A 20,404-nucleotide genomic window follows, 5' to 3' on the forward strand; every position below is an offset into this window, starting at 1 on the left:
ACCGCATCCACAAAACATGGGTTGCACCATGTCGCCCAAAAATCGACAACGACAGGCTGTGAACTGTTCAAAATTGATTGGAAATTCAGTGACGTACCTTCGATTGGTGCACCGTCTAGAAGTGCGTTTTTGCACTTACCACAAGTAGGGCTTTCTGAAATTCTTTCTGAAGGAACTCGGTTTACGCCACCGCAAGAAGGGCAACGTGTGTTGAATGTAGACATAACTTTCTCTTTTTATTGCGTCTCCGTGCCTAACGCGATTTACGAATCATGTACGGAACGCTTATACTGTTTAAAACAAGAATAAGATACTCAAATAAAAACAAACAATAAACAGGTAAATGATGACAAAATTTTACGCTGAAATTACGGGCTGGGGAAAGTGTCTGCCACCAGCCGTGCTATCCAATGATGATTTAAGCACTTTCATTGATACGTCTGACGAGTGGATTCGTACTCGAACTGGTATCGAAAATCGTCGTATCAGTCATGTAAATACCTCTGAGCTAGCGACCGTTGCTGCTCAACATGCAATGGCGTGTGCTGGTTTAACAGCCGAAGATATCGATCTTGTGATCGTAGCGACGTGCAGTCCAGACTCTCTTATTCCAAATACCGCGTCTAAAGTTCAACAGAACTTAGGCATCAAGAGCGCAGCAGCTTTTGACCTTAATGCAGCGTGTACAGGCTTTATCTACGGTGTTGAAACAGCAACTCGATTGATTCAAGCGGGCAACTACCGCAATGCGATCGTTGTGGGTGCAGAGCGTCTTTCATTCTTCATCGACTGGACCAAGCGTGATACTGCGGTTCTATTCGGTGATGGCGCTGGCGCTGTGGTTCTATCACGTACTGAAGAGCAAGTGGGTTTACAAGAAGCTCAAATCGGTTGTGACGCAGAGGGCCGTGACATTCTAGCAGTACCAAAATTCGGTACTTCTATGGACCGCTTTGCTGCTGATAACGGTTACTGGGATTTTGATTTCGTTGGTAAAGAGATCTTCAAGCGTGCAGTGAAAGGAATGGGCGCTGCAGCACATACAGTATTGAGTCGCACTGGCATCTCAACTGAAAACATCGATGTTGTGATTCCGCACCAAGCGAACATCCGAATTATTCAAACTCTGTGTGATATGGCGGGCATTGAACGTGAGAAAGCGTTTGTGAACATTCAAAACTACGGCAACACATCGGCTGCGACTGTGCCGATTGCATTGTGTGAATCGTTAGAGCAAGGCTTTGTTAAACCTAACTCAAACATTCTTGTGGCGGCATTCGGTGCCGGTTTAACTTGGGGGGCAGGCCATATTAAGTGGGGTAGCCGTGTTGAGCCGTTAGGTCAATCGGACGCTAAGCTTCCAGAAGCAGATAGCTCGGCATTAGAACTTCTAGAGAAAGCCATTTTACACTGTAAAACGCGTCCTAATTCTGAGAATGAGTAGCAGCATGGCGCAAGTTCGTTTTATGACAGAAGCCGACCTCGATGGAGCGGCTTTAGTTCACCAAGCTACTTTTGTTCGACAGCAAAACTCAAAAAAATGGTTACAATGTAACTTAAATGCTGCGCCACGCTTTCTTAACTTTGTTGCTGAAAGCGATGGCGAGATTGTCGGCTACATTATTTGGGTTCAAAAGAGTGGGTTTAGGCCTGAAGCTGTTTTGGAGCTAGAACAACTTGCTGTGTTACCGAGTGCTCAGGGGCAAGGATTGGGCAAAAAGCTGATTCTAGACTCTTTGCCTCAAGTGAAGCAGAAGCTATCAGAGCAGGGCTCGACACTAAAACATGTATTAGTGACCACCAGAGCAGATAACTTTGCACAAAAGCTCTATCAGTCGACATTGGGCGCTCAAGTCGAAACCACGATTTCAAACTTTTACTCAGCCGATGAAGTGCTTATGATAGCTCGCAATGTAGGTGAACGAATCTGATCGCTGAGTTCTTAGAACCATTATTATCAGCGGCATAACTCGATTAACGTTTTATTAGGGGCTTCTGTGGCCCTTTTGTTATTTCTTAGGAAGTATTTTGAAGAAAGTTTTAGCAATTGGCTACGTTTGGCCAGAACCGAATTCATCGGCGGCTGGCAGCCATATGATGTCTCTTTTACGTCTATTTAAGAGACAAGGTTGGTCAGTTGAATTTGCAACACCCGCTCAAGAAACCGAACACATGATTGATCTCTCTGAAGAGGGCATCACAAGCCAATCTATACAGTTAAATTGCGATAGCTTCGACGATTACATTGAAGAGCTGCAGCCCGATGTTGTGATGTTTGACCGTTTTATGATGGAAGAGCAATTCGGCTGGCGCGTCGAGAAGGTATGTCCCAATGCCTTTAAGCTACTGGATACTGAAGATTTACAATTCCTACGCAATGCTCGACATGAAGCTGTTAAGAAAGAGACAGAGTTAACGAAAGAGCACCTGTACAGTGACTTGGCGAAACGTGAAATCGCTGCAATCCTGCGCTGTGATCTTTCGTTGATCATCTCAAGTTACGAGATGGAATTGCTCCAATCTGAGTTCAATATCGATCCAAAACTATTACATCACCTGCCGTTCATGGTTGATCTCAACACGTTGCCTGAAAGTACGAAAGGCTTTGAAGAACGTAAGCATTTCATGACGATAGGTAATTTTAGACATGCGCCTAACTGGGATGCAGTGCTTCAGTTACAGAAGATTTGGCCGAAGATTCGTAAGCAGTTGCCTGATAGTGAACTTCATATTTACGGATCTTATCCGCCGCCGAAAGCAACCGCTTTGCATAATCCAAAAACCGGTTTCCATATCAAAGGTTGGGCGAAAGACGCTCAAGAAGTGATGGAGCAGGCTCGTGTGTGTGTTGCACCTTTACGATTTGGCGCAGGCATTAAAGGCAAGTTACTTGATGCGATGAAGCTGCAAACTCCGAATGTAACCAGCGAGATCGGCAGTGAAGGCATGCTACCGCAAGGTGAACTGCAATGGCCGGGCGCAGTGTCAGATGATATTGATGAGTTTGTTGAACAAGCTGTCGCTCTTTATAAAGATGAAAAGAAATGGCTTAAAGCTCAAAGCCAATGTCATTCAATTCTTGAAGCGCACTATGAACAGAATCAACTGGGCGTCAAATTGATCGAGCGACTGACTGCGCTAGGTTCTGAGCTTGATGCGCATCGACTGAATAATTTCTTTGGTTCAATGCTTAAGCACCATAGTATGGCGAGCACTAAATACATGTCGCAATGGATTGCTGAGAAGAACAAGGTCAAATAGCTGTTCTTTACCAAAGACAGAATAAATCTTAAGCCCTTAGGTTAACACCTAGGGGCTTTTTTCATGCAGGGCGCTTGTTAATTCCAGACTTACAAAACGACACATACTCGCAGTACATTAGCATTGACTAATTTATATTTATTAGTAAACTCTAATTTATAGGTTGTTATGAGTTTATGATGTTTGTGGATAGGAGAGGTTTGTGCTTAGTTTGATTCCTTGGGATGCTTTTTTCGGCGGCATGTTGTTAGGCGTGTCGGCCATTGTTTTAATGTTGGGGATTGGTCGAGTTGCTGGCATTAGTGGCATTGTCAGCCGATTATTGCCAACTGGCACCAGCAACAAAGAACGTAAAGATGCGGATACAGCAAACACCGAAAAACACTGGCGTATCGCCTTTGTTGTGGGAATGGTCGCAAGTGGTTGGCTATTAATTCCGACGGGCTACCAACTTCCGCAGTTAGAAGAGATGAATCTCGCTTTAGTGATTATTGCTGGCCTTCTGGTGGGCTTTGGTACTAAAACAGCGAACGGTTGTACTAGCGGGCATGGCATTGTCGGAATGGCTCGTTTATCTAAACGTTCTATTGTTGCGACCTGTGTATTTATGGGTGTGGCAATCGTAACCGTGTTTATCAAGAATCTGACTGGCTTGGGGGCATAATGAAAAACGCTTCATTTACTATCGTTATCGGTTTGGTCGCAGGTATTCTTTTTGGCTCTGGCATGATCATCTCAGGGATGGTTGATCCTGAGAAGGTACTCGGCTTCTTAGACATTACCGGTAACTGGGACATTAGTTTGGCATTCGTCATGGGTGGCGCGCTATTGGTCTTTGCACCGTTTTATCATCTGGTCATTAAAAAGCGCGCTAAAGCCATCAATGGCGAGCCGTTAGATAGCCGTAACAATCCGTTGATAGACAGAAAGCTGATTCTTGGATCTACAGCGTTTGGCTTAGGCTGGGGGATTGCAGGCTTTTGCCCAGGCCCTGCGGTAACCAGCCTAAGTGGCGGCAACCCGACGGTGTGGGTGTTTATGATAAGCATGCTGGTGGGAATGTGGCTGGCGGATCGTATGAACAAAACGTGTTAGTAGCAAGCTTATAGCTGATTACATTGGCTTTGACGTTATCCGTTCTGAGCTGACCAAGCATAGAGGTTGACTCGCTTTCAGCACGAAAGTCAGTCAGCCTCTTTCTATATTTACTGTTTCTATTATTTTCAGTTATCTACAATCTGCTGTTATCTAAAATCTACTATTTAATAGTCGTTGAAACTGGACAGTGGTCGCTGAGTTTGTAGTCCAGAACATCTTGTGTTTCAAATACCTTCTGCTTTGCAGGAGAAGCATTTAGCGACTCACTCACCACAATATGATCAATAACAGAGCGGAACTGATGTGTGCGATAATTGTTGCGGTTAGAGCGTACCTTACAATCTGCACGGGTCTTTCGTGTCGCTAACTGCGCATCAGTATATTGTGATAACTCTTTCCACATCCAATCTCGTGAGTAAGCGAGGTTATGGTTAAAGTCGCCAAGAATGGCGTAGTCTTCGTTATTGCGCTCTCTTTGCTTTATCCACTTGTTCAGTTGCTGAGCTTGCTCTTTTAAACGAGAGCAATCGCGGTTGGACTTATACGCTCCGCTACAACCTGCCTTTAAATGCACAGACAACATGTGAATGGGTTTAAAGTTTGTTTCTACAACGATATAGCTGGCAAACCTAAGTTTACTGTTGGATGTGGTTTCAAGCGGAAAGTCAGCGTAGTCGGTGAGGGCTACTCCTTTACGAACTGCAAATCCCGTGTATTGGTTCACTTCTTTAAATTGGCGGTTGCTGTTCTTAGATAGCGCCCGGTCAGACATCAATATCTTGTATTGATCACCAGCCACACGCTGAATGGCATTTACGTTATCGACTTCTTGAAACGCAACCACGTCTGCGTCTAAGGATTGAAAATAAGTTGCGAGTTTGTCGAAATCAGCTTGATCACGTTTGTCAGAAAACTTATTCACAGCCTCGTTGGTTGATAACCATTCGATATTCCAACTGGATATGGTCAAAGGTTCAGCAAATGTCTGGCTACTGAGTAAGCAGCCTAACATTATCCAGTTTTGAAGTCGTTTCATGCCAAATATCCCTAATTTTGTCTGCCAATATTGATGAGCCGTTATCCTACAACACTTACCAAAAATTCAACTCTTTTTAGGAGTTTTTTTATTGTTACATTGTTTCTTTTCGACTTGAGAACTAGCGTAATAATATTGAATTGATCTTAGTCAGCGTTCTCTTTTTATTGATCCAAATCAATACTCAAAGTTGGTGGTTCTCGTTAAATACGCCACAATATCTAGTGTTAGTTAAACGATAAATCGCTCTATATAGTGTGTTTGTGGATAAGTCTGTGAATACCTCAAGAGTAAGGAGAAGTGGTGAAATCAATCGTAATCAAGCGTGATGGCTCAAGAGCTCCATTCAGTAGAGATCGCATCCAAGCTGCAGTGGAAGCAGCATCAGACAAAGCCGATAAGGAAATTGCTATTTATGCACTGAATGTGGCATTAGCAGTTGAGTTGAAGCTCGAAGACTACGATGAAGTTCATATCTCTGAAATTCAAACCATGGTCGAGAACGAGCTAATGCAGGGACCATACAAGTCTCTGGCTCGTGCCTACATTGAATATCGTCATGACCGCGACATCGCCCGTGAGAAGCAAAGCGCTTTAACTCGTGAGATCGAAGGTTTGATCGAAGAAAGCAACGTTGATCTAATCAATGAAAACGCGAACAAAGATGGCAAAGTAATCCCAACTCAGCGTGACCTGCTGGCGGGTATCGTGGCTAAACACTATGCGAAAACTCACATTTTGCCACGTGATATCGTACATGCTCACGAATGTGGTGATATTCACTACCACGATCTAGACTACGCACCGTTCTTCCCAATGTTTAACTGCATGCTTATCGATCTGAAAGGCATGTTAACGCATGGCTTCAAGATGGGTAACGCGGAAATCGATACGCCTAAGTCTATTTCTACAGCAACAGCGGTAACTGCACAGATCATCGCACAAGTGGCGAGCCACATTTACGGCGGTACAACGATCAACCGCATCGACGAGGTTCTAGAACCTTACGTAATGGCGAGCTACGAGAAGCATTTATCGTTAGCGAAAGAGTGGGACATTCATAGCCCAGAAGCTTTTGCTATCTCTCGTACTGAGAAAGAGTGCTACGACGCGTTCCAATCTCTGGAGTACGAAGTAAACACGCTGCACACCGCTAATGGTCAAACACCATTCGTGACGTTTGGTTTTGGTTTAGGTGAAAGCTGGGGCTCGAAATTGATTCAGCAATCAATCTTGAAAAACCGCATTGCAGGTTTGGGTAAGAACCGTAAAACAGCCGTGTTCCCTAAACTGGTATTTGCGATCAAAGATGGTTTGAACCACCAGAAGCAAGATCCAAACTACGACATCAAGCAATTAGCGCTAGAGTGTGCGTCTAAGCGTATGTACCCAGACATTCTTAACTACGACAAAGTAGTAGAAGTGACAGGGTCATTTAAAACTCCTATGGGTTGTCGTAGCTTCTTGAATACTTACGAAGAAAATGGTGAGTTGATTCACGAAGGCCGTAACAACTTAGGTGTTGTTAGCTTGAACTTGCCACGTATTGCGATTAACGCAAAACAAGATATGGCTAAGTTCTACGAACTGCTTGATGATAAACTCAAGCTGGCTCGTCGTGCATTAGAAACTCGTATTTCTCGTCTAGAAAACGTGAAAGCACGTGTTGCTCCAATCCTATACATGGAAGGTGCATGTGGCGTTCGCTTGAAAGCAGACGACTCTATCGCTGATATCTTTAAGAACGGCCGTGCTTCTGTTTCTCTTGGTTACATTGGTATCCACGAAGCAATGACAGCGCTTTACGGCACTGACGTTCACTTGTACGACGATGGCGAAATGCGTGCTAAAGCGCTTGAGCTGGTGGAATACATGAAGCGTGAAGTGGAATCTTGGACAAAAGAGACAGGTTACGCATTCAGCCTATATGGCACACCAAGTGAAAACCTATGTAGCCGTTTCTGCAGCATCGACACCAAAGAATTTGGTGTGATTGATGGTGTGACAGACCGTGGTTACTACACCAACAGCTTCCACTTAGATGTGCAGAAGACAGTGAACCCATACGACAAGATCGATTTTGAGATGCCTTATCCTGAAATCTCTAGTGGTGGTTTCATCTGTTACGGTGAGTTCCCGAACATGCAGAAGAACATCGAAGCACTAGAAAACGTATGGGACTACAGCTACACACGTGTTCCTTACTACGGTACAAATACGCCGATTGATGAGTGCTACGAGTGTGGTTACAACGGTGAGTTTGACTGTACAAGTAAGGGCTTTACGTGTCCTAAGTGTGGCAACCATGATTCTACGAAAGTATCGGTAACACGCCGTGTTTGCGGTTACCTTGGTAGCCCAGATGCACGACCATTTAACTTCGGTAAGCAAGAAGAAGTTAAACGTCGCGTGAAGCATCTTTAGTAACCGCTAAGATCATTATCTAGCTTACTTAGAAGAGCTAGGTTTCAAGAAATAAGATTGGTATCGGTGTTGTGTCGATACCAATTCTTTCGTTTCAGCTGTGACAGCTCTTCACTTCAAACTATTAAGCAATAACGAGTTTCAATACTGCCTTATGAATTATCACCAATATCACCCCATCGACGTTGTAAATGGCCCAGGAACACGCTGCACTTTGTTTGTGTCGGGTTGTGTACACCAGTGTCGCGGGTGTTATAACCAATCGACGCAAAGGTTGGACTCTGGGCATTTGTTCACTCAAGAACTTCAAGACCACATTATTGCTGATCTCAATGATCCGCGAATCAAGCGTCGTGGTTTGTCGCTTTCTGGTGGTGATCCTCTGCATCCTGCAAACGTGTCTGAAGTGCTTAAGCTTGTTCAGCGTGTAAAAGCAGAATGCGAAGGTAAAGATATTTGGATGTGGACTGGTTACGAACTCGACGAACTCGATGAAAAGCAGAAGCAAGTGCTTGAATACATTGATACCTTAATTGACGGTCGCTTTGAGCAAGACAAAGCGGATCCAATGTTGGATTGGCGTGGTAGTTCAAACCAAATTATCCATCGATTTACTGATATATAACTGCTGTCGTGATTTTGCACACTCGTAAACGAAAAAGGGCGTCATGGTTAGCGCAATGCTACAAATCAGCCCTTGGGTGTGAGTTCTTTGAATCTATCGCCTGCACGTCAGTGTCAGTTTATCGCCTGTTTATATAGGAATGTGCTCAGGCTCGTCGATTAGATTGTTGATCCATTTCTTAGAGTGAATTCGCTGGCTAGTTAAAGCGATCTTCGCTAACTCCTCCAGTAACACAATCATCAACACCCATTCTAGCGGCCAACCCAACACCAGCGCAGTAAAGTAAGCAAGGGGAATACCGATTGCCCATGCTGTGTCATGAACCAACATAGGTATTGCTATCGTGAAGTACTTCTTTCTATGCTTCGGTAATATCGCTTCTCGCCAATTACTTAATGTCGGGAATAGATGCGCGTAGTGTTTCTTCGCCATGATAAGCAGCGCTATCGTCTGAAAGAATCGAGACACCGTGGTGCCAATAGCCGCACCAACTACGCCCAGTTCTGGAAATCCAAACAAACCAAAGATCAGCAATGCATTGAGAATCGCATTAACGATGATTGCCCAAATACTGATCTTGGTGGGTAGCTTGGCTTCGCCGACCGATCGCAGTGCGCTTTCTAAGGGCACTACGATCGCGGTACCAAAAAGGCTGGCTCCTGTTATCCAAAGGTAATCCGTTGCCAAGCGGACGTAATCAGGGTCTGAGGCCACCACAGACACGACTGATTCAGGAGCCAATGTATAAATCAACACAAAGGGGATGATGGTAAAGACAGACAATGCCCATGACTGTGCTAATGTGCGTCTAATTCCGTTGAAATCTCCCGCACCGAAATATTGCGAAGCTAGCACACTGACAGCGCCGCTAATCCCGGATACCATGATCAAGTTGAAGAAAAATATGCGGTTACCCACACCAACCGCCGCAGTTGCAGAGTCACCCAGTTGGTTAACCATAAAAATATCGACCACGCCGAGTAATGAAAACAACATGGTTTGTAGCGATACAGGCAAACCGATGTGTAAAAGCTTTTGCCAGAAATCTTTGTCTAGATGACGATATGTCGAGCGCATCGCATTTCCCCTGTGGTTAATATGCGAGAAGTTTATCGGCATTTGTTTAGGCTGTATTGTTCAGGTTCATCACAAACTTTTGCCAAACTATCTATTTTCAAAATCTGTCTATTTGTCAAAACGATCTGTTTTCAAAATCATCTATTCCAAAACTATCGAATGACTAAAGTGGCGATTTAATTGCAGGCAAACCTAATGAGCGATCAGTGAAATGAGTGAGAAACACGAACGGTACGAGATCTCTGATCAGACACACCAAGAGTTTGTCGATCAAAGCCATGTATTGGCATTCGAAGAATTGGGTATCGTTCAGTGTGGGACGGCGTCGTGCCGAGATTTCTTTTCTGTCCATCGGAAGAATCCACAGAAACACATGCTGCTTTACACGGTTAGGGGCAAAGGGTGGTTAGAAAGTGGGGCGTGTCGCTATATTCTAGAGCCGGGGTCGTGCATTACTGTGCCTGCAGGCGTTGAGAATGGCTTTGGGATTGAAGAAGAAACATGGCAGATAGCGTGGATCTTTCTATCGCCTGATAAGCATTGGGATAATGTCGTCAATGATGAAGTGAGTTATACGCTCTCTCCTGCAGCCGAAGTCGTCTCGTCTTGTATTCATACCTTGCTGAGAAGTATTGCCTTGCCCATTGATTTAGGCGGAGCGATTGCCATTCACAGCGTAGCCCAAATAGAGTTCATGATTAATGCACCAGTCCCGCAGCAACAGTCTCGAAATTTGATTCGCTTGAGACGTGTGTTCGACAGTGTTCAAAAGCAGCTTCATAAAGAGTGGAATGTGCATGAGCTAGCAAACCTATTTCCTTGTTCAGAGCCGCACTTCCATCGTTTGTGCCAACGTTATTACTCTCATAGCCCGATGACTCATATTATGCGTATGAGAATGGAATACGCTGCAAGGCTGCTCAGGTCGAGTGATTGGTCGATTCAACACATTGGCGAGATAGTTGGATATCCCAATGCCGCTAACTTTAGCACTCGGTTTAAGGCTTGGTCAGGAATGACACCAAGACAATTCAAACAGAGTGCCCAGTAGTAATCTTAATAGAGCACGTGCAAACATAAGAATATAGGAACATAAGACGCATAGAAATAAAGCAATTTGAATTGTGCAATGGGTCATTAGGTGTTTGAAATTTGCACTATTTATCCGTTTGAAACGACCAATCTCTGATTACTTATGGTAACTAAGCGCTTCTATTAAAAAATGTTTCTGATTTTAGTACGAAAATGTTAACGTGAAATCCATTACTTGAATTTCAAAGGGTTGTGACTTTCATGTTTTCACATCTACCAAAACCAACTTTAGATCCAATTCTATCTCTTTCTGTTGCTTACCGCGGCGATACTCGTACTGATAAAGTCGACTTAGGCATTGGCGTTTACAAAAACGATCAAGGCGAAACTCCGATCATGAAAGCCGTTTCTATGGCTCAAGATATCGTTGTTGAGACTCAGAAAACCAAAGCTTACGTTGGCCTAGCAGGCTGTGAAGAGTTTAACCAGAGCATGGTTGATCTGCTGCTTAAAGGGACTTCTGCAATGGATCGCGTAGCTGCGATTCAAACACCGGGTGCAAGTGGTGCACTTCGCATGTTGGGTGACTTAATGAAAGTTTCTCAACCAGACACCACGGTTTGGATTTCAAACCCAAGCTACGTTAACCACAAACCGGTGATGGAAGCGGCAGGCTTAAAAGTTCGATATTACAATTACTTCAGTCCTGAAACGAAGCAAGTTGATACTGCAAGAATGTTGGATGACCTTTCAAAAGCGGGTCCATCAGACGTGGTACTACTGCACGGTTGCTGTCATAACCCAACGGGTGCGGATATCGACTTTGAGGCGTGGCAGGAAATTACCAAACTATCGCAGAAAAATGGCTTCTTGCCGTTCGTTGATATTGCTTACCAAGGCTTTGGTGATGGCTTAGAAGAAGACGCAAAAGGTCTTCAACACATGGCTAACAACGTCGAAGAGATGTTGATTACGACATCTTGCTCGAAGAACTTCGGTTTATACCGTGAAAGAACGGGTGCCGCTATTGTGATTGGCAAAAACAGCGAACACGTTGGCAATGCTAAAGGTAAGCTTCTAACGCTTGCTCGTTCAACTTACACAATGCCGCCAGATCATGGTGCAGCTTTGGTTAAAACAATTCTTCAGAATCAAGAGCTAACCTCGATTTGGAAGCAAGAATTGAGTGAAATGCAGCAACGTTTGTTAAATCTGCGCCAAAGTCTATGTGATGAATTGCGAAATACTTATAACACGTCACAATTTGACTTCATTGAAAGCCATAAAGGCATGTTTAGTGTACTAGGCTTTAAAGAAACTCAAATGAATCAATTACGTGAAGAATATGGAGTCTATGGTGTTGGTGATGGACGCATCAATATCGCAGGCCTTTCCGAATCTCATATTCCTTATGTAGCAAAAGCGATAGCAAACGTTTCAAAATAGAAGGTGACTGAATGTATAATTGGAAAGCGATTGTAGTTTTAATGCTAAGTGGTGGCCTGTTTGCTTGTTCGGCTACAACTCAAGCTCCTGTTGAGCCAGAGCAAAAGCCTCAAATCGAACAACCTGTTGTGGATGACTCTTCAAAAACTGACGCAACAGAAGGCGAGAAAGTAACGGAACCTACTGAGAAGCCTGAAGAAGTAAAACCAACTGAGCCGGAAGTAAAACCTGCACCTGTTGAAAAACCAGTAGAGAAGGTTAGAAAAACAAGTGATGGCAAACTGATTCTTGGTGAAGAAGAGTGGGTGTTTGTTCCTGGTTTAAAAGAAGCGTTTAAAGCACGTGTCGATACCGGTGCAACAACCTCTTCAATCAGTGCAGTTGATATTGTTGATTTTGAACGTGACGGCAAAGACTGGGTTAAGTTCAAGATTGAACACGACGGAATTACAACTGAAGAGATCAGCTTACCAGTAGAACGCTGGGTTAAGATCAAGCAATCAAGCGCAGAAGGCACACAACGACGCGCTGTGGTTGTAGCTTCGATTCAAATTGGCGATCTAAAAGACAAAACTGAATTTACGCTAGCCGACCGAACGCATCTTTCTTTCCCACTTCTGTTGGGTAGAAGCTTCTTTAGAGATGTTGCGGTTGTCGACGTGAGCAAAAAATACGTTCAGAAGAAAATTACTAAATAACAAGTTCTGCTCGTCATCAAAGCTTTTCGTTTGAAGAGCTATAGTTTCAAAGGTGACGAGCTTAAAAGACTTTTAGTGTTGATAAATGAAATCCCTACCAGTTCTGCTGGTGGGGATTTTTTTATTTACACCCCCATAACGTATGAAAAGCATCTAAATGGTCTATGTTTACTATTCGTTTACTGTTTAGCCTCGACAACGTGATCGAGATCTCTATATAATCCGCGCTTCGATTTTTGTTTAATCCATACTTTCGTACTTCTTATTTAGGTTCTTGAAATAGCCTAATAATTATCTGTCAGTACACGCTTAGGAATTAGTTCTTTGATATCTACCGCGAACATCACAATGCAATTTGGCGCAGAGCCGCTGTTTGAAAACATCTCTGCTAAATTTGGTAACGGCAACCGTTATGGTTTGATCGGCGCTAATGGTTGCGGCAAATCAACGTTCATGAAAATCCTAAGTGGCGCATTAACGCCAAGCTCGGGCAACGTTTCTATCACTCCAGGAGAAAAACTGGGTGTGCTAAGCCAAGATCAGTTCGCTTTCGAACAGTACAGCGTTATCGACGTTGTGATCATGGGCGACAGAAAACTTTGGGAAGTAAAACAAGAACGTGACCGTATTTACTCTTTGCCAGAAATGAGCGAAGACGACGGCATGAAAGTCGCAGAACTTGAAAGTGAATTCGCGGAAATGGATGGCTACACAGCAGAAAGCCGTGCTGGCGACATCCTAATTCAAGCGGGTATTGAAGAAGAGTTCCATTTCGGCTTGATGCAGCAAGTAGCTCCAGGTTGGAAACTGCGTGTGCTATTGGCACAAGCTCTGTTTGCAAACCCAGATATCCTGCTTCTTGATGAACCAACCAACAACTTGGACATTCACACGATCAACTGGCTTGCTGAAGAGCTAAACCAGCGTAAATGTACAATGATCATCATTTCGCACGATAGACACTTCCTGAACTCTGTGTGTACACACATGGCAGACATCGACTACGGTGAGCTACGTGTCTACCCTGGTAACTACGAGTACTTCCTAGAAGCATCTGGCTTGATTCGTGAACAGCTTTTAGCAAGCAACGCTAAGAAAGCGGCTGAAATCAGCGAGCTTCAAGATTTCGTAAACCGTTTTGGTGCTAACGCATCTAAAGCAAAACAAGCAAGCTCTCGTGCCAAGAAAATGGATAAGATCACGCTTGATGAAGTGAAATCATCGAGCCGTATGAGCCCATCTATTGATTTTGGCGAAGGTAAGAAACTACACCGTCAAGCGCTTGAACTTCAAGACCTTGGTCACGGCTTCGATGGCGAAACATTGTTTGCCGGTGGTAACTTGCTGCTTGAAGCGGGTACTCGTCTTGCGGTTATCGGTGAGAACGGTGTAGGTAAAACCACGCTGCTACGTTGCCTAGTTCAAGAGCTAGAGCAAAACGAAGGTATCGTAAAATGGTCTGAAAACGCATCTGTAGGCTACTGCCCACAAGATAGTACGTCTGACTTTGATAACGACCTGAGCATCTTCGATTGGATCTCACAATGGCGCACAGTGAAGCACGATGACCTTATGGTACGTGGCATTCTAGGTCGCCTATTGTTTACTGCTGACGATGCGAACAAAAAAGCGCGTAACTGTTCTGGTGGTGAGAAGAACCGTCTGTTATTCGGCAAGCTAATGATGCAAGACATCAACGTGCTTGTAATGGACGAACCAACCAACCACATGGACATGGAAGCAATCCAAGCCCTGAACGACGCGTTGAAGGTTTACACTGGCACGCTTATCTTCGTAAGCCATGACCGAGAGTTCGTTTCTTCATTAGCAACACACATCATCGATGTAAAAGATCAACAGCTAGTGAGCTTCCAAGGTACTTATGAAGAGTACTTAGATCACCAGAAAAAGATGCTGATGGTTAGCTTATAAAGCAAGTCGCTGGCTCAGGTCGTGAACGACTAAAAGCCAGCGAAACTAACAAACAAAAAAGCCCCGAACATTAATATGTTCGGGGCTTTTCTATGTAATACGTTTAGCTATTTATTACTCAGTAATTGAAATCTAGATTAGAATCCGAATCGAGCCGACATTAAGATTTGGTGGCCATATGTGCCGTTATTGCGCATATCAAGACCAACAGACAGTTGATCAGTTGAATGGAAACGAGCACCGATACCCAAAATTGAACGAGTGTCATCGTTGTCGATCAGTTGACCAAGGCGTGCGTTAACTTCAACGTTTGCCATTAACCAAGCTCTCAAGCCAAGGTTAATTTCTGTTTTGATGTGGTTATCGTCATTCCGTTCAATGTTGTGCAGTAACATTTGGCCAGTAACGTCAGCAAATTGACTGATTGGGCCGTTGAATCCCATACCTACCGCTGCATCCCAATCACTTTCAAATTCTGAATCGATACGAGCAACAAAATGAGAGTTCTGAGTGAACATTGTTGTGACTTCACCACCGAAAGTACTTGGGCTAGTACCCATGCGCAGCTCGAATGTGTTGTAGTTAAAGTTGTTTGCAGACGCAGAGAATGAACACAGTGCAGCGAGTCCTAAAAGGACAGTCTTATTCGTGCAACTTAGCATGGTGACTCCATATAAATTGTATTTTGCGGCAGTATAATACAAAAAAGCCTGCAATATGCAGGCCAATTATTTGAAGTCGGTATTTTTATATTAATCGCTTATAGAACCTGGATGTGGTCCACTTCGATTTCAGGTGTCTTACCACCTTCATATTCACCGAAGATACGAACTTTTGTATCAGCGGTCAGTGGTTGTGCTAGGCGGATATCATCATCAAGTTCGATTTGAATTTCACTCTGGCCATCAGAGAAGACAAACGTGTCATTCTTAAGTTGACGAACGATCTTGCCATCCACAATTGCTTCTTGCTCTGCGAACATGCTTGTGTCGGCAAGTAGTGTCGCAACAGAAACGGTTTCAATTGGGCCAGTATAAGCAATAGCGCTTTCGTGCTTGTTGCTGTTGTGGTCACTAGCCATTGCGAAAGTAGGAGCAAGGATAATAGTAGATGCGATAGCTAATACAGTTTTTTTCATGGTGAATCCCTTAATGTTGTTTTTAGTAGAAACGTTTTTCTGAATTTGAAACGTTTCTTTTCGTTAGTACGTTTTTTGTTGAAGCGCCTGTTATCGTTCACAAGCTTCGTTTCGATGGAGCTATTAAACAACACTGGGGTTGAATCCAGAGTGAGTAACACATTCATTTTCCATTCATTTTATTGAGCATCTACTCGGCAATGACGTTAAGATGGTCGCAGAGAAATATTGCCCACAGCTATAAATTGAAAATTAAGAAATTAAGAAATTAAGGATTTAAGTACAAATGCGAGCACCATTAAGTGCCCTTATGGTTCAAGGGACAACGTCAGATGCCGGAAAAAGTGTTTTGGTGGCAGGTTTATGCCGTGTTTTGGCAAGGAAAGGAATCAAAGTGGCACCTTTTAAGCCACAAAACATGGCGTTAAACAGTGCTGTGACAAAAGATGGTGGCGAAATTGGTCGCGCTCAAGCGGTTCAGGCGCAAGCTTGTAATATAGAGCCAACCGTTCACATGAACCCTGTATTGTTAAAGCCTAATTCAGATACCGGCGCGCAAGTGATTCTGCAAGGCCGAGCGCTGAGCAACATGGAAGCGACGGGTTATCATGATTACAAGAAAGTGGCGATGGATACAGTTATCGATTCGTTTGACCGACTTTCTGAAGAATATGAAAGCGTGATGATTGAAGGTGCGGGGAGCCCAGCCGAAATCAATCTTCGTGAAAATGATATCGCTAACATGGGATTTGCTGAGAAAGCGGACATCCCTGTGATCATCGTTGCTGATATTGACCGTGGTGGCGTTTTTGCGCATCTCTACGGGACATTAGCTCTATTGTCTGAATCTGAACAAGCTCGTGTAAAAGGCTTTGTGATAAATCGTTTTAGAGGCGATATCGCACTGCTTCAATCTGGCCTAGATTGGCTAGAGGAAAAAACCGGCAAGCCAGTCATTGGTGTTTTGCCATATCTGCATGGTTTTAACTTAGAAGCGGAAGATGCCATTACCTCTGCTCAAGAGTCTTACGGAGAAGCTAAGCTTAAGGTGGCGGTGCCAGTGCTAACCCGAATCAGCAACCATACAGACTTTGACGCGTTAAGATTGAATCCTTCGATTGATTTACGTTATGTCGGTAAAGGCGAACGTGTAAACAATGCTGATTTAATTATCTTGCCGGGTACAAAGTCGGTAAGAGCAGATTTGGATTACCTAAAAGAACAAGGCTGGGATAAAGATATTCAACGCCACCTGCGCTTAGGCGGCAAAGTGATGGGTATCTGCGGTGGCTACCAAATGTTAGGTAACATCATCCACGATCCTGATGGCGTTGAAGGGGAACCCGGCAGCAGCGAAGGGTTAGGGTATCTGGATACTGAAACGACCCTTACACAGCAGAAAACCTTAACCAACGTACGCGGCACCATGACGCTGGATGGCAAAACAGCACAAGTAAAAGGGTATGAAATCCACGTAGGTAGGACTGATGTCAAAGAAACAGCCTTACCGGTTCAGTTAGAATCTGGCAGCCTAGATGGCGCTGTGAATCAAGATAACTCGATTTTTGGTACTTACTTGCATGGCGTATTCGACAACAGTGATGCGTTGTCGCTTATTTGCGAATGGGCAGGAGCCAACGATGTGACCGCGATTGACCACGAACAGCTTAAAGAGCTGGGTATTAATCGAATCGCTGATGCCATCGAAGAGTACTTAAATCTTGATCTGCTTTGGCCAGAGTTAACAGCTTAAGCCGCCATTTAGAAGTTAGCTAAAGAACTTAAACGAACAATAGATAAGTGATAACAATGAAAAAGCGAGTCTTCCTTTTAACCATGGCTTTAACTTCGGCATTGAGTTCTAGTCATCTTTTTGCTGCGGAAAAGCTACGAGTTTACGCTGCATCGTCGATGACCAATGCGGTTAATCTGTTGGTTGAAGAGTTTGAGAAAGACCATTCTGTCGATGTGATTCCTGTGTACGCGAGTACGTCGTCTTTGGTGCGACAAATCGAAAGAGGAGCACCAGCAGACATTTTTATCTCGGCAAATGAGAAATGGATGACGCATTTAGTCGATCGTAAATTGGTTTATAGTGACAATGTCACAAACCTATGTGAAAACGAACTGGTGCTGATTGCTCCTAAAGAGACATCGGTAACGTTAGACCTATCAAAAGGTGAACAATGGGCTAAACTGCTTACTAATGAAAGGCTCGCAGTGGGTAACACCATGTCGGTTCCTGCTGGTATCTATGCAAAAGAAGCGTTAGAAACGTTAGGTGTATGGGACGATGTGAAAACTCGATTGGCACCAAGTAACAATGTTCGTATGGCCTTAGCCTTAGTCGAGCGCAGTGAAGCTAAGCTTGGCATTGTCTACAAAACGGATGCGTTGCTTTCTAAAGAAGTAAACCTAGTGTCGACCTTCCCATCAGATCTGCACACACCAATACGTTACCCTGTAGCGAAGTTGAGTGATAAAGTTGTGGCAGAAGAGTTCTATACTTTCCTAAAGAGCGAAAAAGCGAAAGACACCTTGAACAGTTTTGGATTTGAAGTGCGTTAAATGATGTATTTATCGGAATACGAATACCAAGCCTTAATGCTGAGCTTAAAAGTCGCTGGGTTTGCAATCTTATGGCTTATCCCTATCGGTATTGGCTTAGCATGGCTACTTGCTAAGAAACAATTTGTAGGTAAGAGCATTGTTGAGAGTATTGTCCATTTACCTTTGGTACTTCCACCTGTGGTTATTGGCTATTTACTGCTAGTGATGATGGGCAGGCAAGGTATCATAGGTTCGTGGCTCAATGACGTGTTTGGTATTGTATTCAGCTTTAGCTGGAAGGGCGCGGCACTCGCTTGTGTGGTTGTGGCGTTGCCGCTGATGGTTCGCTCTATTAGATTGAGCCTAGAAACCGTAGACAGTAAGCTTGAAGAGGCGGCTGCTACATTAGGCGCTTCACCTCTTCGTGTGTTTTTCACGATCACTTTACCCTTGATGATCCCAGGGGTCATTACCGGCACCATGCTTTCATTCGCAAGAAGCCTAGGGGAGTTTGGCGCGACCATCAGCTTCGTTTCAAATATTCCCGGTGAAACTCAAACCATTCCTTTGGCTATGTATACTTTTATTGAAACCCCTGGCGCTGAAATGGAAGCCGCGCGTTTGTGTGTCATTTCTATTGTGATAGCGCTGGGTTCATTGATGCTATCTGAGTGGCTCAACAAAAAGTCAGCACAACGCTTGGGAGGCAATGCATGAGTGCTTTGATCCTCCAATATCAACAACAACTTGGTGAAACGTTCTTTGATATCGACTTGGAATTACCAAGTAGCGGCATTACGGCAATTTTTGGTCGTTCTGGCGCGGGTAAAACCTCACTTATCAATGCAATCAGTGGCCTTAAACAGCCCGATAAAGGTCTGATCAGCGTATCTGGAACCACACTGTTCGATAGTGAAAATGGCATTAATTTGCCGACTCACAAACGCAACGTCGGTTATGTGTTCCAAGAGTCGCGATTGTTTCCACATATGAAGGTGGCAGCGAACCTTAAATACGGTATGAAAAGCGTCGATCAAGCGCACTTTGAGCAAATAGTCTCGCTGTTGTCTTTGGGTTCATTGCTTGACCGATACCCAGCTCGTTTGTCTGGCGGTGAGAAGCAACGTGTGGCGATTGGCCGCGCTTTGTTATCAAAGCCGAGCATTTTGTTGATGGATGAGCCTTTAGCGTCTCTCGACTTGCCTCGTAAGCGCGAAGTGATGCCATTTCTGGAAAACTTATCCGAAACCGTCCAAATACCGATCATCTATGTCACTCATAGCCTCAATGAAATTTTACGCTTGGCAAATCACCTTGTGATTATTGACCAAGGCAAAGTGATTTCGTCGGGTGTGACGGAAGAGGTTTGGGCATCGAGAGCCATGCAACCTTGGCAATCTTTCTCAGAGCAAAGCTCGTTGTTTGAAGCGACATTAGCGGAACACAATGACGATTATGCGCTGTCTCGCCTGATGCTAGGAAAGTCGACGTCGTTATGGGTTCAGAAAGTATCGAGTGAGCTTGGTACGACAGTGAGGCTGCAAGTTAGGGCAAATGATGTCTCTATCACGCTAGAACGGCCGAAAGGGACTTCTATACGTAACATCCTTCCAGTGACCATTAAAAGTGTAGAGACGCACCAGCAAGGCACAAATAAGCAGAGTGTCGCTGTCGAGCTAGAGTTAGAGTCTGGGTGCTATCTATGGGCAACCATTACTTTGTGGGCGCTGGATGAGTTGAATCTAGAAATCGGGCAGCGTGTTTACGCTCAAATTAAAGGTGTGAGTGTCGCTCAAAGAGATATCGCGGTAACGCATTAAACCTGAGAAGGTTTGCTTTTCGATATTGTCGCGATACTGCCTGTTATAGGTTCTGAAAATTCGGTCTTGATTCCATGATTGGATACATGCGTCATTTTTATACGGTATAACTGCCAGTTTTGCGCCACACTATATGAGTGTTAAAGCATATGATTTGTCGAATCATATGAACATTAGCAACAAGAACATACAGACGTAACGATCGACGAACAGAAAATAGCGGATATAAAAAAGCCGCGTGTTTAAAGAAACATGCGGCTTAATTCT

At 44.1% G+C, this 20,404-nt stretch carries 19 protein-coding genes and 1 pseudogene; 15 read left to right on the forward strand and 5 right to left on the reverse strand.

All coding sequences use genetic code 11. The features are described from left to right. Positions 1–14: 14 nt before the first annotated feature. A pseudogene (locus tag AB4263_RS07420) lies at positions 15–224 on the reverse strand (thioredoxin domain-containing protein); the annotation flags it as partial. 122 nt (positions 225–346) lie between these two features. Between AB4263_RS07420 and AB4263_RS07425 the strand changes: the two are divergent. From AB4263_RS07425 to AB4263_RS07445, 5 genes are all read left to right on the forward strand, one after another. Next, positions 347–1,444: a ketoacyl-ACP synthase III gene (locus AB4263_RS07425; protein WP_372058726.1), complete on the forward strand. Its 1,098-nt coding sequence runs from the start codon at positions 347–349 to the stop codon at positions 1,442–1,444. A gap of 22 nt (positions 1,445–1,466) precedes the next feature. Beyond that, complete coding sequence (locus tag AB4263_RS07430; protein ID WP_372058727.1) at positions 1,467–1,931, forward strand: GNAT family N-acetyltransferase; 465 nt, start codon at positions 1,467–1,469, stop codon at positions 1,929–1,931. 97 nt (positions 1,932–2,028) lie between these two features. Beyond that, positions 2,029–3,261 carry a glycosyltransferase gene (locus tag AB4263_RS07435; protein ID WP_372098010.1) on the forward strand — a complete coding sequence of 411 codons (1,233 nt, stop codon included), beginning with the start codon at positions 2,029–2,031 and terminating at the stop codon, positions 3,259–3,261. 202 nt (positions 3,262–3,463) lie between these two features. After that, complete coding sequence (locus AB4263_RS07440; protein ID WP_010429747.1) at positions 3,464–3,925, forward strand: YeeE/YedE family protein; 462 nt, start codon at positions 3,464–3,466, stop codon at positions 3,923–3,925. Further along, complete coding sequence (locus AB4263_RS07445; RefSeq protein WP_016787649.1) at positions 3,925–4,356, forward strand: YeeE/YedE family protein; 432 nt, start codon at positions 3,925–3,927, stop codon at positions 4,354–4,356. The genes AB4263_RS07440 and AB4263_RS07445 overlap by 1 nt, the downstream gene beginning before the upstream one ends. Positions 4,357–4,519: 163 nt before the next feature. Here the strand turns inward: AB4263_RS07445 and AB4263_RS07450 are convergent, their stop codons facing one another. After that, complete coding sequence (locus tag AB4263_RS07450; RefSeq protein ID WP_017064569.1) at positions 4,520–5,395, reverse strand: endonuclease/exonuclease/phosphatase family protein; 876 nt, start codon at positions 5,393–5,395, stop codon at positions 4,520–4,522. A 303-nt stretch (positions 5,396–5,698) separates the two neighbouring features. Here AB4263_RS07450 and nrdD point away from each other — a divergent pair, with 303 nt between their 5' ends. Beyond that, positions 5,699–7,819 (forward strand): anaerobic ribonucleoside-triphosphate reductase, encoded by a 2,121-nt coding sequence (gene nrdD, locus AB4263_RS07455; RefSeq protein WP_102394372.1) that lies wholly within the window; start codon positions 5,699–5,701, stop codon positions 7,817–7,819. 154 nt (positions 7,820–7,973) lie between these two features. Then, on the forward strand, positions 7,974–8,444 hold the full coding sequence (gene nrdG / locus AB4263_RS07460) for an anaerobic ribonucleoside-triphosphate reductase-activating protein (protein WP_372098011.1): 471 nt from the start codon (positions 7,974–7,976) through the stop codon (positions 8,442–8,444). Between the two features lie 129 nt (positions 8,445–8,573). On the opposite strand, the gene AB4263_RS07465 is transcribed toward nrdG, so the two are convergent. After that, positions 8,574–9,521 carry an MATE family efflux transporter gene (locus AB4263_RS07465; protein ID WP_372098012.1) on the reverse strand — a complete coding sequence of 316 codons (948 nt, stop codon included), beginning with the start codon at positions 9,519–9,521 and terminating at the stop codon, positions 8,574–8,576. Between the two features lie 211 nt (positions 9,522–9,732). Here AB4263_RS07465 and AB4263_RS07470 point away from each other — a divergent pair, with 211 nt between their 5' ends. The 4 genes from AB4263_RS07470 to AB4263_RS07485 all read left to right on the forward strand — a co-directional run bounded on the left by AB4263_RS07470 (position 9,733) and on the right by AB4263_RS07485 (position 14,629). After that, a complete protein-coding gene (locus tag AB4263_RS07470; RefSeq protein ID WP_137001489.1) occupies positions 9,733–10,572 on the forward strand; it encodes an AraC family transcriptional regulator in 840 nt (279 codons plus the stop codon). Positions 10,573–10,814: 242 nt separating this feature from the next. Further along, the gene (locus AB4263_RS07475; protein WP_017060118.1) at positions 10,815–11,999 is read left to right on the forward strand and encodes an amino acid aminotransferase; all 1,185 of its coding nucleotides are present in this window, start codon (positions 10,815–10,817) and stop codon (positions 11,997–11,999) included. A gap of 11 nt (positions 12,000–12,010) precedes the next feature. Continuing rightward, positions 12,011–12,697 carry an ATP-dependent zinc protease gene (locus AB4263_RS07480; protein ID WP_017069095.1) on the forward strand — a complete coding sequence of 229 codons (687 nt, stop codon included), beginning with the start codon at positions 12,011–12,013 and terminating at the stop codon, positions 12,695–12,697. 324 nt (positions 12,698–13,021) lie between these two features. Then, positions 13,022–14,629: an ABC-F family ATPase gene (locus AB4263_RS07485; protein WP_080582218.1), complete on the forward strand. Its 1,608-nt coding sequence runs from the start codon at positions 13,022–13,024 to the stop codon at positions 14,627–14,629. Between the two features lie 137 nt (positions 14,630–14,766). On the opposite strand, the gene AB4263_RS07490 is transcribed toward AB4263_RS07485, so the two are convergent. After that, positions 14,767–15,291 carry a hypothetical protein gene (locus tag AB4263_RS07490; RefSeq protein ID WP_017069094.1) on the reverse strand — a complete coding sequence of 175 codons (525 nt, stop codon included), beginning with the start codon at positions 15,289–15,291 and terminating at the stop codon, positions 14,767–14,769. A 98-nt stretch (positions 15,292–15,389) separates the two neighbouring features. Continuing rightward, positions 15,390–15,767, reverse strand: coding sequence for a YgiW/YdeI family stress tolerance OB fold protein (locus AB4263_RS07495; protein ID WP_048608277.1), 378 nt, complete (start codon positions 15,765–15,767; stop codon positions 15,390–15,392). 286 nt (positions 15,768–16,053) lie between these two features. On the opposite strand from AB4263_RS07495, the gene AB4263_RS07500 reads away from it, so the two are divergent. Genes AB4263_RS07500 through modC form a run of 4 tightly spaced genes read left to right on the forward strand, consistent with a single transcriptional unit; the run spans position 16,054 to position 20,137 of the window. After that, on the forward strand, positions 16,054–17,520 hold the full coding sequence (locus tag AB4263_RS07500) for a cobyric acid synthase (protein WP_017069093.1): 1,467 nt from the start codon (positions 16,054–16,056) through the stop codon (positions 17,518–17,520). 56 nt (positions 17,521–17,576) lie between these two features. Continuing rightward, on the forward strand, positions 17,577–18,335 hold the full coding sequence (gene modA / locus AB4263_RS07505) for a molybdate ABC transporter substrate-binding protein (protein WP_017060111.1): 759 nt from the start codon (positions 17,577–17,579) through the stop codon (positions 18,333–18,335). After that, a complete protein-coding gene (gene modB, locus AB4263_RS07510; protein WP_017060110.1) occupies positions 18,336–19,034 on the forward strand; it encodes a molybdate ABC transporter permease subunit in 699 nt (232 codons plus the stop codon). Continuing rightward, positions 19,031–20,137, forward strand: coding sequence for a molybdenum ABC transporter ATP-binding protein ModC (gene modC, locus AB4263_RS07515; protein ID WP_017067812.1), 1,107 nt, complete (start codon positions 19,031–19,033; stop codon positions 20,135–20,137). Before modB ends, modC begins: the two co-directional genes overlap by 4 nt. Positions 20,138–20,404 lie beyond the last annotated feature (267 nt).

The sequence above is a fragment of the Vibrio sp. 10N.261.55.C5 genome (genome assembly GCF_041470505.1).
Classification (GTDB): Bacteria; Pseudomonadota; Gammaproteobacteria; order Enterobacterales; family Vibrionaceae; genus Vibrio; species Vibrio crassostreae_C.

Bases quoted from the DNA above. Each gene is read 5' to 3' on its own strand.
- AB4263_RS07470 (WP_137001489.1), top strand. From the start codon at position 9,733: ATGAGTGAGAAACACGAACGGTACGAGATCTCTGATCAGACACACCAA.
- AB4263_RS07425 (WP_372058726.1), top strand. From the start codon at position 347: ATGACAAAATTTTACGCTGAAATTACGGGCTGGGGAAAGTGTCTGCCA.
- modC (WP_017067812.1), top strand. From the start codon at position 19,031: ATGAGTGCTTTGATCCTCCAATATCAACAACAACTTGGTGAAACGTTC.
- AB4263_RS07445 (WP_016787649.1), top strand. From the start codon at position 3,925: ATGAAAAACGCTTCATTTACTATCGTTATCGGTTTGGTCGCAGGTATT.
- modA (WP_017060111.1), top strand. From the start codon at position 17,577: ATGAAAAAGCGAGTCTTCCTTTTAACCATGGCTTTAACTTCGGCATTG.
- AB4263_RS07490 (WP_017069094.1), bottom strand. From the start codon at position 15,291: ATGCTAAGTTGCACGAATAAGACTGTCCTTTTAGGACTCGCTGCACTG.
- AB4263_RS07500 (WP_017069093.1), top strand. From the start codon at position 16,054: ATGCGAGCACCATTAAGTGCCCTTATGGTTCAAGGGACAACGTCAGAT.
- AB4263_RS07450 (WP_017064569.1), bottom strand. From the start codon at position 5,395: ATGAAACGACTTCAAAACTGGATAATGTTAGGCTGCTTACTCAGTAGC.
- nrdG (WP_372098011.1), top strand. From the start codon at position 7,974: ATGAATTATCACCAATATCACCCCATCGACGTTGTAAATGGCCCAGGA.
- AB4263_RS07480 (WP_017069095.1), top strand. From the start codon at position 12,011: ATGTATAATTGGAAAGCGATTGTAGTTTTAATGCTAAGTGGTGGCCTG.
- AB4263_RS07495 (WP_048608277.1), bottom strand. From the start codon at position 15,767: ATGAAAAAAACTGTATTAGCTATCGCATCTACTATTATCCTTGCTCCT.
- AB4263_RS07465 (WP_372098012.1), bottom strand. From the start codon at position 9,521: ATGCGCTCGACATATCGTCATCTAGACAAAGATTTCTGGCAAAAGCTT.
- AB4263_RS07430 (WP_372058727.1), top strand. From the start codon at position 1,467: ATGACAGAAGCCGACCTCGATGGAGCGGCTTTAGTTCACCAAGCTACT.
- AB4263_RS07475 (WP_017060118.1), top strand. From the start codon at position 10,815: ATGTTTTCACATCTACCAAAACCAACTTTAGATCCAATTCTATCTCTT.
- modB (WP_017060110.1), top strand. From the start codon at position 18,336: ATGATGTATTTATCGGAATACGAATACCAAGCCTTAATGCTGAGCTTA.